General features: G+C 69.8%; 14 protein-coding genes. 7 read left to right on the top strand and 7 right to left on the bottom strand.

Features of this window, described 5'->3' with window-relative positions; all coding sequences use genetic code 11:
- Positions 1-19: 19 nt before the first annotated feature.
- Entirely contained in the window at positions 20-1,360 is a 1,341-nt protein-coding gene (allB, locus tag ABZ192_RS18245) for an allantoinase AllB (RefSeq protein WP_356925485.1), read from the bottom strand.
- 163 nt (positions 1,361-1,523) lie between these two features.
- Here allB and ABZ192_RS18250 point away from each other — a divergent pair, with 163 nt between their 5' ends.
- A complete protein-coding gene (locus ABZ192_RS18250; protein ID WP_356925486.1) occupies positions 1,524-2,321 on the top strand; it encodes an IclR family transcriptional regulator in 798 nt (265 codons plus the stop codon).
- A 305-nt stretch (positions 2,322-2,626) separates the two neighbouring features.
- Here the strand turns inward: ABZ192_RS18250 and ABZ192_RS18255 are convergent, their stop codons facing one another.
- Positions 2,627-2,920 carry a DUF5955 family protein gene (locus ABZ192_RS18255; protein ID WP_356925487.1) on the bottom strand — a complete coding sequence of 98 codons (294 nt, stop codon included), beginning with the start codon at positions 2,918-2,920 and terminating at the stop codon, positions 2,627-2,629.
- Positions 2,921-3,151: 231 nt separating this feature from the next.
- On the opposite strand from ABZ192_RS18255, the gene ABZ192_RS18260 reads away from it, so the two are divergent.
- Positions 3,152-3,766: a nucleotidyltransferase family protein gene (locus ABZ192_RS18260; RefSeq protein WP_356925488.1), complete on the top strand. Its 615-nt coding sequence runs from the start codon at positions 3,152-3,154 to the stop codon at positions 3,764-3,766.
- 208 nt (positions 3,767-3,974) lie between these two features.
- Entirely contained in the window at positions 3,975-5,600 is a 1,626-nt protein-coding gene (aceB, locus tag ABZ192_RS18265) for a malate synthase A (protein ID WP_356925489.1), read from the top strand.
- Between the two features lie 4 nt (positions 5,601-5,604).
- Here the strand turns inward: aceB and ABZ192_RS18270 are convergent, their stop codons facing one another.
- The 3 genes from ABZ192_RS18270 to ABZ192_RS18280 form a co-directional block, all read right to left on the bottom strand.
- Entirely contained in the window at positions 5,605-5,898 is a 294-nt protein-coding gene (locus tag ABZ192_RS18270) for a SelT/SelW/SelH family protein (protein ID WP_020271934.1), read from the bottom strand.
- Complete coding sequence (locus tag ABZ192_RS18275) at positions 5,895-6,809, bottom strand: HipA family kinase (protein WP_356925490.1); 915 nt, start codon at positions 6,807-6,809, stop codon at positions 5,895-5,897. The genes ABZ192_RS18270 and ABZ192_RS18275 overlap by 4 nt, the downstream gene beginning before the upstream one ends.
- A gap of 133 nt (positions 6,810-6,942) precedes the next feature.
- A complete protein-coding gene (locus tag ABZ192_RS18280) occupies positions 6,943-7,623 on the bottom strand; it encodes a haloacid dehalogenase type II (RefSeq protein ID WP_356925491.1) in 681 nt (226 codons plus the stop codon).
- Between the two features lie 163 nt (positions 7,624-7,786).
- Here ABZ192_RS18280 and ABZ192_RS18285 point away from each other — a divergent pair, with 163 nt between their 5' ends.
- From ABZ192_RS18285 to ABZ192_RS18295, 3 genes are read left to right on the top strand one after another with little or no spacing between them, the layout of a single operon-like run.
- Complete coding sequence (locus tag ABZ192_RS18285; protein ID WP_356925492.1) at positions 7,787-8,317, top strand: RidA family protein; 531 nt, start codon at positions 7,787-7,789, stop codon at positions 8,315-8,317.
- A 15-nt stretch (positions 8,318-8,332) separates the two neighbouring features.
- A complete protein-coding gene (locus ABZ192_RS18290) occupies positions 8,333-9,439 on the top strand; it encodes an alanine racemase (RefSeq protein WP_356925493.1) in 1,107 nt (368 codons plus the stop codon).
- A 59-nt stretch (positions 9,440-9,498) separates the two neighbouring features.
- Positions 9,499-10,233: an SDR family NAD(P)-dependent oxidoreductase gene (locus tag ABZ192_RS18295; RefSeq protein WP_356925494.1), complete on the top strand. Its 735-nt coding sequence runs from the start codon at positions 9,499-9,501 to the stop codon at positions 10,231-10,233.
- A gap of 92 nt (positions 10,234-10,325) precedes the next feature.
- Here the strand turns inward: ABZ192_RS18295 and ABZ192_RS18300 are convergent, their stop codons facing one another.
- Complete coding sequence (locus ABZ192_RS18300; RefSeq protein ID WP_356925495.1) at positions 10,326-10,985, bottom strand: GntR family transcriptional regulator; 660 nt, start codon at positions 10,983-10,985, stop codon at positions 10,326-10,328.
- A 203-nt stretch (positions 10,986-11,188) separates the two neighbouring features.
- Positions 11,189-12,487, bottom strand: a complete 1,299-nt coding sequence (locus ABZ192_RS18305; protein WP_356925496.1) for an FAD-binding oxidoreductase — start codon at positions 12,485-12,487, stop codon at positions 11,189-11,191.
- A 409-nt stretch (positions 12,488-12,896) separates the two neighbouring features.
- Here ABZ192_RS18305 and ABZ192_RS18310 point away from each other — a divergent pair, with 409 nt between their 5' ends.
- A complete protein-coding gene (locus ABZ192_RS18310; RefSeq protein WP_356925497.1) occupies positions 12,897-14,000 on the top strand; it encodes an ABC transporter substrate-binding protein in 1,104 nt (367 codons plus the stop codon).
- The last annotated feature ends 124 nt before the right edge of the window (positions 14,001-14,124 follow it).

Below are 14,124 nucleotides of genomic sequence, written 5' to 3' on the forward strand. Positions count from 1 at the left end.
TTCGAGTCCGGGATGGGGATCAGTTGGTTCGGGTGAGGAGTCGCCCCTTCGGTTCGGTGAACTCGCCGTCCGCGACGATGCGCTGCCCGCGCAGCCAGGTGGACTTCACGACGCCGTACAGGGTCTTGCCGGCGTACGCCGTGACGCGGTTGCGGTGCTGGAGGGCCGCCGGGTCGACGGTGAAGGTCTCGTCGGGGGCGAGGACGGCGAAGTCGGCGTCGCGGCCCGCCGCGATGGCGCCCTTGCGGTCGTCGAGCCCGACGAGTTCGGACGTCCGCGTGGACATCCAGCGGACGACGTCCTCCAGGCCGTGCCCGCGTCTGCGGGCCTCGGTCCACACGGCCGGCAGGCTCAGCTGGAGTCCGGAGATGCCGCCCCAGGAGGTCGCGAAGTCGTCGGTCTTCAGGTCGGCCGTGGACGGGGAGTGGTCGGTGACGACGCAGTCGATGGTGCCGTCGGCCAGCGCCTGCCAGAGCAGGTCCTGGTTGGCGGCCTCGCGGATCGGCGGGCAGCACTTGAACTCGCTGGCGCCGTCGGGGACTTCCTCGGCGGTGAGGGTCAGGTAGTGGGGGCAGGTCTCCACGGTGATGCGGACGCCCTCCGCCCTCGCTTCGGCGATCATCGGCAGGGCGTCGCTGGAGGACAGGTGGAGCACGTGCACGCGCGCGTGGAGGGCCTTCGCCTCGCGGATGAGCTGGGCGATGGCGGTGTCCTCGGCGTCGCGGGGGCGGGAGGCGAGGAAGTCGGCGTACCTGGGGCCGGGCTGCTGCGGGGCGGAGGCGAGGCGGTGGGGGTCCTCTGCGTGCACGATGAGGAGGCCGTCGAAGGCGGCGATCTCGGCCATGGTGCGGGCGAGCGGGTCCCGTTCGAGGTGCGGGAACTCGTCGACTCCGGACGGCGACAGGAACGCCTTGAAGCCGAAGACGCCGGCCTCGTGCAGCGGGCGCAGGTCCTTGACGTTGTCCGGCAGGGCGCCGCCCCAGAAGCCGACGTCGATGTGCGCCTTGTCGGCGGCGACCTGCTGCTTGGTCCGCAGGTGCGCGACGGTCGTGGTGGGCGGGAGGGAGTTGAGGGGCATGTCGACGAGGGTCGTGATGCCGCCGGCCGCGGCGGCGCGGGTGGCGGTCCAGAAGCCCTCCCACTCGGTGCGGCCGGGGTCGTTGACGTGTACGTGGGTGTCGACCAGGCCGGGCAGCAGGACGTGGTCGCCCAGGTCCTCCAGGCGGGCGGTCTCCGGTACGGGCGCGTCGTACGGCAGGACGGCCGTGATCGTGCCGGCGGCGACCGCGACCGAGGCGGCGCGGGTCCCCTCGGGAGTGATGACACGCGTCGAGCGAAGCACCAGTTCAGCGTCGGACACCCGAACCCCTTTCTTCAACGTTCTGTTGAAGGAGTCTTCACTCCCGTTCCAGCCCCGTCAAGGGCACACTGCTACAGGGCACACCAGCACCCCTCCCCTGGACTTTTCCACGAAGCGGAATTAACATCCCGGGAAGCGAAATGCTACCCGAAAGGAACGCGCCGTGCCGACCCCCAGCGCCAGCACCACCGACTCCGCCCGGTCCTCCGCCAACGGCGGGGTCCAGTCCCTGGAGCGCGCCTTCGACCTGCTCGAACGGATGGCGGACGCGGGCGGCGAGGTCGGCCTGAGCGAGCTGTCCGCGAGCAGCGGACTGCCGCTGCCCACGATCCACCGTCTGATGCGCACGCTGGTGGCCTGCGGGTACGTACGGCAGCAGTCCAACCGCCGGTACGCACTCGGCCCGCGCCTGATCCGCCTCGGCGAGTCCGCCGCCCGGCTGCTGGGCACCTGGGCGCGGCCCTATCTCGCCCGGCTGGTCGAGGAGACCGGCGAGACGGCGAACATGGCGCTGCTGGACGGGGACGAGATCGTCTACGTGGCGCAGGTGCCGTCGAAGCACTCGATGCGGATGTTCACGGAGGTCGGCCGGCGCGTGCTGCCCCACTCCACGGGCGTGGGCAAGGCCCTGCTCGCCGGTTTCCCGCCGGAGGAGGTGCGCGCCCTGCTCAACCGCACGGGCATGCCCGCCGCGACGGAGAAGACCATCACGACGCCCGACGGGTTCCTCGCGGCACTGGAGGACGTGCGCCGGCAGGGCTACGCGATCGACGACAACGAGCAGGAGATCGGCGTCCGCTGCCTGGCGGTCTCGGTGCCCGACTCCCCCACCGCCGCGGCCATTTCCATCTCCGGCCCGGCGGGTCGGGTCACGGAGGCGGCGACGGAGAAGATCGTGCCGGTGCTCCAGCAGGTCGCGGGCGAACTGTCCGAAGCCCTGGCCACCCAGAGCCCCGCGTAGCACCGACGCCCCTGTCCGGACATCCGGACGGACACATGTCCAGCGCCGGACCGGACGGACACCCGCCCACCGCGGGACAGTGAGGGACCGAGGCGTCTTTCACCCCAGGACCGCCAGCTCCAGGGCCTGTCGTTTGGATCAGGTCGCAGGGAACCGACAGTGCTGATCAGCGCCGGTGAGCGGGGTCTGGTGCGTGCAGATGCAAGGCGGAGGAGGGCGTCGATGCGGAGCATCGGCAACCGACGACAACGCCGCAGATGCGCGTGCCAGACCCCGCTTCTGCGGCGTGATCCAAACGACAGGCCCTAGCCCTGCCCCCGCACCGGCCCTCCGAAGAGGTCGACGGCGTGGCGGACCTCCGTCAGTTCCGGGGAGAGCGCGCTCACCGAGCCGATCGCGCCCGCGATCAGCAGGAGGGAGCGGCGCAGCCGCGGGATCTCCGGGGTGCCGTCGGTCGCCATCGCGTCCAGGGCGGCCAGTTCCTCTTCGGCGATGGTCCGGTCCGCGAACTCGCCGGGATGCGCGGCGAGCCGGCGGCGCAGCCGGGCGACGGCGGAGCGCAGCTCCGTCACGCGCGGATCCTCGCCGCCGCCGGTCACAGACCCCTGCCGCCTCTGCTCAACGCTCCGCAACACAGTCCTCCCCCTCGCACTCCGTCGTGCGCGTGCCCTTCCGACGCGAAGTCCCCCACACCGGGCGCCGGTCGGCCGCCCGGCCGGTCGGTGCGGGCGACAGTAAACGACGCGGGCCACCAGGCGCCAGTCCATTGCGTCATCGACTTGTTTCGCTGCGTGACTTTCCGGTCCGAGGTCGTGCGGTATGCAGGATCCATGACGACACCCAAGACGACGAAAAGGACGACTGCGGTTGCCGGAGTACTCCTGGCCGCCGGGGGCGGCCGGCGGCTCGGCGGGCGCCCCAAGGCACTGCTCACCCACCGGGGACGCCCTCTCGTGGAGCACGCGGTGCGGGTGTTGCGCGAGGGCGGCTGCGAACGGGTCCACGTCGTACTGGGCGCACGGGAGGACGAGGTCCGGGCCCGGGCCGTACTGCCGGGATGCGTACTGGTCTCCAACCCCGGCTGGGAAGAGGGCATGGGGACGTCCCTGCGGGCCGGGCTGGACTCGCTCGCGGGTACGGGCGCGACGGCCGCCCTGGTCTCGCTCGTCGACCAGCCCGGCATCGGCCCGGAGGCGGTGGCCCGGGTGCTCACCGCGTACGAGGACGAGAAGTCGCTGGTGTCGGCCGCGTACGAGGGGGTGCGCGGCCATCCGGTGCTGTTCGGCGCCGCCCACTGGGCCGGTGTCACGGCGACTGCGACCGGGGACCGGGGGGCACGCGCCTACCTGAAGGAGCGCGAACCGGGGATCACGCTCGTGGAGTGCGGGGACGTGGCCCGGCCCTTCGACATCGACACCGAGGCCGATCTGACCCACCTTGAGTGAGCGGGGTGGCACGGAGCGCCACCTTTCCTCGACCCGGAGAATCTCGACATCAACAGATGATTGAACTTCCACCATGAGGAAACTAGTATCCACTGTTCAGAAGCGCCCGAGGCTCCTGCGGGCGTCGAACCGCCGTATCCGGGAAGACTGGCACCCGGTGCCGAACCGCCGGCTCGTCTTCACAGCTCGCTGAAGGAAGTGACCGTTCATGTCCGCACCAGCGCCGTCCCCGCTGGCCATCGTCGACGCCGAACCCCTGCCCCGGCAGGAGGAGGTCCTCACCGAAGCGGCGCTCGCCTTCCTGGCCGAGCTGCACCGGCGGTTCACGCCCCGGCGTGACGAACTCCTCGCCCGCCGCGCCGAGCGCCGCGCCGAGATCGCCCGCACCTCCACCCTCGACTTCCTCCCGGAGACCGCCGCGATCCGCGCCGACGACTCCTGGAAGGTCGCCCCGTCCCCCGACGCCCTGAACGACCGGCGGGTGGAGATCACCGGCCCCACCGACCGCAAGATGACCATCAACGCCCTCAACTCGGGCGCCAAGGTGTGGCTCGCGGACTTCGAGGACGCCTCCGCGCCCACCTGGGAGAACGTGGTCTCCGGCCAGCTCAACCTGATCGACGCCTACACGCGGAACATCGACTTCACGGACCCGAAGTCGGGCAAGTCGTACGCCCTGAAGGCGAACGAGGAACTCGCCACGGTCGTCATGCGCCCGCGCGGCTGGCACCTGAACGAACGTCACCTCGTCGACGCGGACGGCACCCCCGTGCCCGGCGCGCTCGTCGACTTCGGCCTGTACTTCTTCCACAACGCCAAGCGTCTGCTGGGCCTGGGCAAGGGCCCGTACTTCTACCTGCCCAAGACGGAGTCGCACCTGGAGGCCCGCCTCTGGAACGAGATCTTCGTCTTCGCGCAGGACTACCTCGGCATCCCGCAGGGCACCGTGCGCGCCACGGTCCTGATCGAGACGATCACGGCCGCGTACGAGATGGAGGAGATCCTCTACGAGCTGCGGGACCACGCCTCCGGGCTGAACGCGGGCCGCTGGGACTACCTGTTCTCCATTGTCAAGAACTTCCGGGACGGCGGCGCCAGGTTCGTCCTGCCGGACCGCAACGCGGTGACGATGACGGCCCCGTTCATGCGCGCGTACACCGAACTCCTCGTCCGCACCTGCCACAAGCGCGGCGCCCACGCGATCGGCGGCATGGCGGCGTTCATCCCGTCCCGCCGGGACGCGGAGGTCAACAAGGTCGCCTTCGAGAAGGTCCGCGCCGACAAGGACCGCGAGGCGAACGACGGTTTCGACGGCTCCTGGGTCGCCCACCCCGACCTGGTGCCGATCGCCATGGAGTCCTTCGACAAGGTCCTGGGCGACAAGCCCAACCAGAAGGACCGGCTGCGCGAGGACGTCGACGTCAAGGCGGCCGACCTGATCGCGATCGACTCGCTGGACGCCAAGCCGACGTACGCGGGTCTGGTCAACGCCGTGCAGGTCGGCATCCGTTACATCGAGGCCTGGCTGCGCGGCCTCGGGGCGGTCGCGATCTTCAACCTGATGGAGGACGCCGCCACCGCCGAGATCTCCCGCTCCCAGATCTGGCAGTGGATCAACGCGGGCGTCGTCCTCGACAACGGCGACCAGGTCACCGCCGACCTGGCCCGCGAGGTCGCCGCGGAGGAGCTGGCGAACATCAAGGCCGAGATCGGCGAGGAGGCGTTCGCGGCCGGCAACTGGCAGCAGGCGCACGACCTGCTGCTGACGGTCGCCCTCGACGAGGACTACGCCGACTTCCTGACACTGCCGGCGTACGAGCAGCTCAAGGGCTGACCACTCAGTCCGCGGACGGTTCGGCGGACGGCTTGTCCGAGTGGCCCAGGGGTTTTCCCGGGGCCACTCGGTCGCGTACGGCCCGCTTCACGGCCGTCGGCTCGGGGAAGCCCTGCTCGCGGCGGTCCCAGACGACCTCGTCGCCGACGCGGACGACGAACACCCCGCCCGTGCCCGGTTTCAGCGCCAGCTCCGTCAGCTCGGACTCGAAGGTCGTCAGCAGCTCCTGCGCCAGCCACGCCGCGCGGGGCAGCCAGCGGCACTGGGTGCAGTACTCGATCTCGACACGGCCACTCATCCGAGGTGCACCGACCAATCCTGTTCTGCCGCGGGCTTGCCGTGCAGGTCGGGGACCTGCCGGAGCCACGCGGGGCGTCCTTGCCGGCTGCGCGCCGCCCGGCGCGCCTCCTCGGCGGCGAGCTCCTCGCGGCCGGGGAAGTCGGTGGGCAGCCAGGCCCCGGAGGCCCGCACGCGCGCGTGGAGGTACGTCACGTACGCCTCGCGTGCCTCCTGCGGGCCGGCGAAGCCCGGCTCGTCCGCGAGCCAGGCGTCCGGGACCTCCGCCAGGATCCGGCGCAGCAGTTCCTCGGTCACCCGGGGAGCGAGCTCGGCGTCGGCGGCCCGCACGTCGGGCCCGTAGTGGCCGAGGGCGTGGTGCCGGAAGTCGTAGGCCTTGGCGGGGTCGGTGCCGTCCCAGCGGTGGTGGAAGACGAGCGCGGCACCGTGGTCGATCAGCCACAGGCGCGGGGGTGCGACGCCCAGGGTGGGCCAGACCATCAGGTTGGAGCTGTGCACCGTGCGGTCCACGTTCACGGTCAGGGCGTCGAGCCAGACGATCCTCCCCGCCTCCAGGGGATCGACGGGGAAGACCTGCGCGACCTCCGGCGTGAAGTCCCGGGCGCCCGGCAGGTAGTCCATGCCGAGGTTCACGCCCGCGCTGGCCGCGTGCAGGTCTCGCACCTCCTGATGCGGCTCGTCCCGGGCGATCGCCGGGGCGAAGTGCACCAGCACCAGCTCGGGGAAGCGCAGCCCGAGGGCACGGGCCAGCTCCCCCACGATCACCTCGGCGACCAGCGCCTTGCGGCCCTGCGCGGAGCCGGTGAACTTCACGACGTAGGTGCCCAGGTCGTCGGCCTCGACGATGCCGGGGACGGAGCCGCCGGACGTCAGGGGTGCGACGTAGCGGGTCGCCGTGACCTCTCTCAGCATGCCCTCTGGTCACCCGCCCCTTACTACGTCCGGCCTCCGGCGTGAAGTGAGCATAGTAACCGAGGGTGATCGCTGACGAGGAAGGTGAGACGCCCCGCTCCCGTCGCCTTGTCTCCCGTGGTCGCCTTTCCCGTCAAGGGCGGGGCAGGCCGAGAAGGACGGGCAGGTCGGCGATGTCGGTGATCCGCTGGTAGCCGAGCCAGTGCTCGTCGTGCTCGAAGCCGCGGTCCATGTACACCTTGTTCTTGATGCCTATGGTGGCGGCGGTGCGCAGGTCGTACTTCGGGCTCGCAGAGACCCACACGATCTCGTCGGGTGCCACGCCGAGCTTGTCCAGCGTGTACTCGAACGCACGGAGCCGTGGCTTGTAGACGCCCATCTCCTCGGCGGTGATCACGACCTCGAACGGGGCCTGGAGGTTCTCCACGAGGCGCTTCGCATGCACGTCGTCGGAGTTCGTCACGATCACCAGGGGGTACTCCTCGGCCAGGCGCCGCAGCGCCTGGCTGACACCGGGGTACGGGCCCCACGTGGGGATCTCCTCGTACACCGCCTGACCGTCGCCCTCGCGGTACTCCAGGCCGAACCTGCGCATGGTCCGCTCCAGCGAGTGGGCGACGACCTGGTGGAACGGCTGGTACGCGCCCAGGCACTCGTCGATCCGGTACTGGTTGCCGGTCTTCAGGAAGTCGTCGGCGATCTCGGCCGGGAGGCGGTCGCCCAGGACCCGGCGGATCACCTCGTTGATACGGAAGTGGATCAGCGTCCCGTTCATGTCGAACGCGACGAACTTCGGCTTGCTCTCGAATCTCACGGTTCCTCCAGTGATCGGTCACGGGCGCAGCCACCCGGCTGTCGATGGTCGACCATACGGCCAGGGAGTGTAAACAGCAAACTGTTGACAGTTTTCAGAGCTCGTCCTACTGTCGCTCCCGCCGGCTGCCTCGTGTGGGGCGCCTGGACGCACAGGAGGACCAGTGGAAACCAGCACGCCATCCGGTTCGGCTTCGGAGCGCCTCGAGGCCCTCGGCTTCACGCTTCCCCCGGTCGGCAGCGACACGACGTATGTGAACCACCGCTCGGTCGGCTCCAGCGTCTACGTGTCGGGGCAACTGCCCTACAGGGACGGTGTGCTGCTGGGGCAGGGCATCGTCGGCCGGGACGTCGGGACGGAGGCCGCGCGGGGCCTGGCGCGTCAAGCCGTGGTGAACTGCCTCGCCGCCGCCGCGGAGGCGGTGGGCGGCCTGGACCGCGTCCGGATCGTGCAGATGCTGGTCTTCGTCGCCAGTACGCCGGACTTCGGTGAGCAGTCGCGGGTCGCCGACGCGGCGAGCGACCTGCTCTTCGAGGTGCTCGGCGAGAACGGGCGGCACGCCCGTACCGCGATCGGTGTCGCCGGACTGCCGCGCAACAGTCCTGTCGAGATCCAGATGGTCTGCACGACGGGAGCGACTCGTTCGTCCGAGGACGCCGGGACGAACGCCCTCCCTTCCCCTTCCCACCCTTGATCAGAGGAGCGCAGCGTGCACCGGCTTCAACGAGCACTCGACGCACTGGTCGAGCGGGTGGACACACCCGTTCCCATCGTGCTGATCGACGTCGTGCAGCGGAACATCGACCGGATGCAGGGATTCGCCGCCCAGCACGACTTGCGGGTCAGGCCTCACGTCAAGACGCACAAGTGCGTGGAGATCGGGAGGCTCCAGGTCGAGGCGGGGGCCGTCGGGATCACCGCGGGCACCGTCGGTGAGGCGGAGGTCTTCGCCGGCGCGGGCTTCGACGACATCTTCCTCGCCTACCCGGTCTGGCCTGCGGGAACCAAGGGAGAGCGGATCCGCTCGCTCGCCGCGACCACCCGGCTGCGCGTGGGGGCCGACAACGTCGCGGCCATCGAGGCCCTCGCCGACGCGATGGGTGACGAGCCGGAACGGCTCGAGATCGTGGTCGAGGTCGACTGCGGAGCCGGCCGGTCGGGTGCGCCGCCCGAGGCCGCGGGTGATCTCGCCCTCGCCGCCCGGAAGCGTGGGCTGGTCCCCGTGGGCGTCTACACCTACCCGGGTCACGGCAGCTCCGGCCCGGACGTTCGCGCGCTCGCCGCGCGGGACCAGGAGGTCGCTCTGGCCACCGCGGTGCGCAGTTTCGCCGGCGTCGGGGTGAGCGCCGAAGTGGTGAGTGCGGGCTCCACGCCCACGGTCGCGTTCTCCACCAACAGCCTGATCACCGAGATCCGTCCGGGCGAGTACGTCTTCTGCGACATGGACAACACTCGGCTCGGTGCCTGTGACGAGGACCAGATCGCGCTGTTCGTCGCGGCCACGGTCGTCAGCGACCGGGTTCCGGGCCAGGTCATCCTCGACGTCGGCACCAAGGCCCTCGGCCGGGACGGCGACCCGCGGCGCGGGTACGGCCAGATCGCCGGCACGAAGGCCGTGCTGTCCAAGCTCAACGAGTACCACGGCTTTCTCACCGTGCCCCCCGAGGAGCAGCGGCCCGGCGTCGGAACCGTGCTCCCGATGGTGCCCAACCACGTGTGCCCGGTCGTGAACAACTTCGAGGAGCTGCTCGTGACCGACTCGCAGGGCACGATGCCTCGGTGGTGGCCGGTCGCGGCCCGGGGGCTCCTCAGCTGAGCGGCCTCACAGCACTGCCCTCCCGCCCCCTTGCCCGACACAGAAAAGAGTGACTGAGGATGAGACTCGACAAGCTCACGGCGCTGGTGACCGGAGCCGGCAGCGGAATCGGGGAGGCGGTCGGCTCCCGCTTCCGCAGCGAGGGCGCACGGCTGCTCCTCACCGGCCGCAGGGAACGACTGGACACCGCCCGGCCCGACGACCTGTACGTCTCCGGTGACCTCAACGACGAGGCGTTCGTCGCGCGCCTGGCACAACGGGCCGCCGACACCGTCGGAACCGTCGACGTCGTCGTCCTCAACCACGGCCTGCAGGTCAGCAGCCCGCTCACCGAGATGACGTACGAGGACGCGAAGAACGTGCTCCACAGCAACCTGCTCAGCGCGTTCCTGGTGATGAAGCACTTCGCGCCGCTCATGCCCGAAGCGGGCGGCTCGTTCGTCTGTGTCGGCTCACGGCTCGGCATGGTGGGCAAGCCTGACGAAGTGCTGTACTCGGCCGCCAAGGGAGGCCTCATCATGCTGGCCAAGGGAGCGGCCATCGAATGGGCTCCGCGCAACATCCGCGTCAACGTCGTCGCTCCGGGCCTGACCGTCACGCCCGTCATCGAGGCGTCGTTCCAGCGCCGGGCCGACCCCGAGGCCTACCGGCGTCAGCGCGAGGCCCAGATACCGCTCCAGCGCCTCGCCACCCCGGAGGAGATCGCGAACGCGGTCCTGTTCCTCGCCTCGCCCGAGTCGTCCTACATCACCGGAGCGGTTCTCCCCGTGGACGGCGGCTACACCGCCTTCTGACAGCAGGGTGGGGCAGGGGACAGCGGGGAGCAGCGCCTCATCGGGGTGGCGTGCATGCGCCTACTCCCGGTGCGCGCGGGCTCCCCGCGTCACTACTCCGCAGGCGGCGCCTGCCTGCCCTCGCTGTCCCGGCCGGCCAGGGTCACCACCGAGTCGTCGAAGTGCTTCTTCAGAGCTGCCAGGGCGCCCGCGGTGTCGCTGTCGCGGATCAGCTCGCTGATCTGGCGGTGAGTGACCTCGCCCGGGGTGGGGGCCTTCGGATCGTGCCGGGCCCCCCCGGCGGTGAGGGCGCCCATGCACAGGCGGGTCTCGGAGATCAACGTGCTGAACATGCGCTGGAGTCGCTGGCTGCCGGAGGCGGCGACCAGGATGGTGTGGAACTCCAGGTCGTACTTCTCCGCCGTCTGCCAGTCGCCGGCCGCCTCGGCGGCGGCCTCCGCCCGCACGTTCCTGTCCAGTTCCTTGTACGTCTCCTCCGCCTTGCCGGAGGCGATGATGGACTGCACCGCGGCGGACTCCAGGGCCGTACGAGCCAGGTAGATGTCGGTGATGTCCTCCTTGGTGAGCACCGGGACGGAGACCCTCCGGTGGGGCTCGCCGCGGAGCAGCCCCTCCTGGATCAGCCGCTGCAGCGCCTCACGGATCGGCCCACGGCTCACCCCGAAGCTCTTGGCCAGCTCCACCTCGCTCAGCTGTGTGCCGGCGGCGAGGGTGCCGTCGATGATGTCCTCCCGGAGGCGTTCGAGCACCATCGAGGCGAACGTCTCGCGAGGCAGGCGGATGGGCCTTGCAGGCTCTTCACTCACAGGGCTTCCCTCTCGTCGGTCACGGCCCGCGGCGCAGCGCCCTGAACGCTGCGCGCTTGCGTCCGCTCTTCTTCTTCGCATCCAGGCCCTGTCCGATCATGCTAATGCCGGGGTCGGCGAGGAAGACCGCAGGCCCTGAGTTTGATTCCTTAGGCGATGAGGTCCTTGAACTTGTAGTAGGCACCTGCGAAGGGCAGGAACCACGGCGGGCCGAAGTGGCCGGGTATCCGCGGGAAGGACAGGTCGCGCCAGGGGTTGGCGTCCGTCGTCCCGTCCATGTACTCCGCCATCTGCTTGCCCATGTACGTGGCCATCTGGACGCCGTGGCCGGAGTAGCCGACCGAGTAGAACAGCCCGTCCTGCTCGCCGGCGTGCACCATCCGGTCCATGGTCATGTCGACCAGGCCGCCCCAGCAGTAGTCGACGCGGGTGCGCGAGAGCTGCGGGAAGACCTCGGTCATCGCCTTGTGCAGGATGCGGCCGCTCTTCGCGTCCGACTGCGGGCCGGACATGGCGAACCGGGCGCGGCCGCCGAACAGCAACCGGTGGTCCGGTGTGATCCGGAAGTAGTTCAGGAGGTTCATGGACGTCGACGCCATCCGCCGGGTCGGCATGATCTGGTCGCAGAGGTCCTTGCCCAGTGGTTCGGTCACGATGATGAAGCTGCCGACGGGTGCGATCCTCCGCTGCAGCCAGCGGAACGGCCGGCCGGTGTAGCCGCTGGTCGCGACGAGGACCTGGTCGGCCCGGACGGTCCCGCGCGCGGTGACCACCTCGTGCCGGGTGCCGCCCAGCCGCCGGACCTGCTCGACCGGTGCCTTCTCGTGGATCTGAGCGCCCGCCCGGGCCGCGGCCTCGCCCAGGCCACGGGTGTACTTGCCGACGTGCAGTCCGGCGCTCTTGGTGTCGACCATCGCGCCGTGGTAGAGGTCGGAGCCGATCTCCGAGTGGATCTCGCTCCTGGGTACCAGGCGTGTCTTGTCGAGCCCGATCCGGTCGGACAGCTCGTGGGTCTTGCGCAGGCCTTCGAAGTGAGCCGGCTTGGACGCCAGGACCAGCTTGCCCGAACGGGCGAAGTCACAGTCGATGCTCTCGTCGGCGACCAGCTTCTCGATGGTGTCGACCGCGTCGTGGTAGGTCTCGAGGTACCGCCGCGCGGTCTCGAAGCCGTAGCGGGCGATCGCGTCGCGGGTGCCGATCGACAGCCCCGTGGTGGCCATGCCGCCGTTGCGGCCCGACGCGCCGAAGGCCACGGTGTCCTTCTCCAGGACCGCGACCTTCGCTCCCTTGCGGGCGAGATGGAGGGCCGCGGAGAGCCCGGTCAGGCCTGCCCCGACCACCGCCACGTCCACGTGCCCGCTCACCTCGGTCCCGCAACGGTCAGGCCCTTGCGGGGCGGTGTCCAGCCAGTAGGAGACGTCGGCCGGCCTGAATCTCAGGTCGCTCATCGATGGTCCCTTCTCGGGGGTTGTTCGACACGACCGTAGATGGCACTCTGTCAGCTGTCAACAGTTAGCAGAAAGGAGGTTAGGGTGCCCTTTCTTGGCGTTACTGAGGTTGATCACGACGGCGGCAGGCATCCCTTGACTCCCCCAAGTCCGAGTGTCATTCTCTTGCCACTTTTAGCGCGACGTTTCCCGAAATAGCGCTGTAGGCGGCCCGAAGCCCCCTCCGGACAGTGATCGCCGTCCCTCGGGTTCGAGGTCACGCCAACACCGCCGGGCGATCTCCCCGGATACGCACGGGCTCACCGTCACCCCGGTACGGAGCCCGCCACCCTTGTGCAGCCGCAGGGCATCCCTCTCAGTCCATCCCCGCACAGCCAGTCCCATGCGCCCCTAGACGAGGAGTTTTGCCATGAGTGATCCCCAGATCGGCCGGAGAGCGCTCCTGCGCGGAGCAGGCGGGTTGGCCGCCCTCGCCGCCGTGCCCTCCCTCGCGGCCTGCGGCACCGGCACCAGCCGGGCCTCGTCCGGCAGCGCCAAGGGCGGCGGCAAGACGGTGGTCGTCCGCGACAGCGGCGGCGCCTACGGCCAGGCCCTCCAGAAGGCGATCTACACGCCGTTCACCCAGGAGACCGGGATCAGCGTCCAGGTCACCAACCTCCAGGGCACGCAGATGCTGGCCCAGATCAAGCAGGGCCGCCCCCAGTTCGACCTCATCAACAACTCGATGAAGGAGCTCGTCAAGTACGGGAATCAGGGCGGCCTGGACAAGCTGGACCGCGACCGGATCAAGAGCCTGACAAGCGCGAAGATCGCCGATGGTCAGGTCACCGAGTACGCGGTCGCGCACAGCTTCTACGCCCAGTGCATGGCGTACCGCACCGATGCCTTCGGGGGGAAGAAGCCGGAGACCTGGGCGGACTTCTGGGACACCAGGGCGTTCAAGGGCAGCCGCTCGATGTGTAACCCGGACGCCGACCTGCCCGAACTGGAGTTCGCGCTGCTCGCCGACGGTGTCCCGATGGACAAGCTGTACCCGCTGGATGTGGACCGCGCCTTCAAGGTGCTGAGCCGGCTCCGGCCCGACATCAAGAAGTTCTGGGACAGCGGCCCGCTGCCGGGTGTGCTGCTCAGCCGCCAGGAAGTGACGATGTCCACCATCTGGCACGGCCGGCTCGCCGACCTGACCAAGCAGAACGTCCCCGTGGCGGCCCAACTCAACGGTGCCCGCCGCCAGTTCTCGGGCTTCAGCATCCCCAAGGGAGCGGCCCACGTCGACACCGCCTACCAACTCCTCGACTACTCGCTGCGCCCCGAGGTCCAGGCCGCAGTGGCCAAGGCCTATCCCTCCAACCCGTCTTCTCCGGTGGCCTACCAGAAGCTGACCAAGGAGGAGCGCAATGCCCTCGCGGGTGCGCCGCAGTACTACGACAAGGGCTTCGACGCGGACATCAACTGGTGGGTCGAGAACGAAGCGGCCGTCAGCAAGCGCTGGTTGGAGTGGGCTCGTGGCTGAATTCGGTATCGCCGCACCGGCCGTGGAGATGGCCGGTGGCAAGCTGCCCACCGCGACGGGCAAAGCGCTGTCGGTGGTGGCCCTGCGCAAGACCTACGGGGACGTCGTCGCGGTCGACGAGGCG

Origin of the sequence: Streptomyces sp. NPDC006235, from assembly GCF_040613735.1 — a bacterium.
GTDB lineage: Bacteria > Actinomycetota > Actinomycetes > Streptomycetales > Streptomycetaceae > Streptomyces.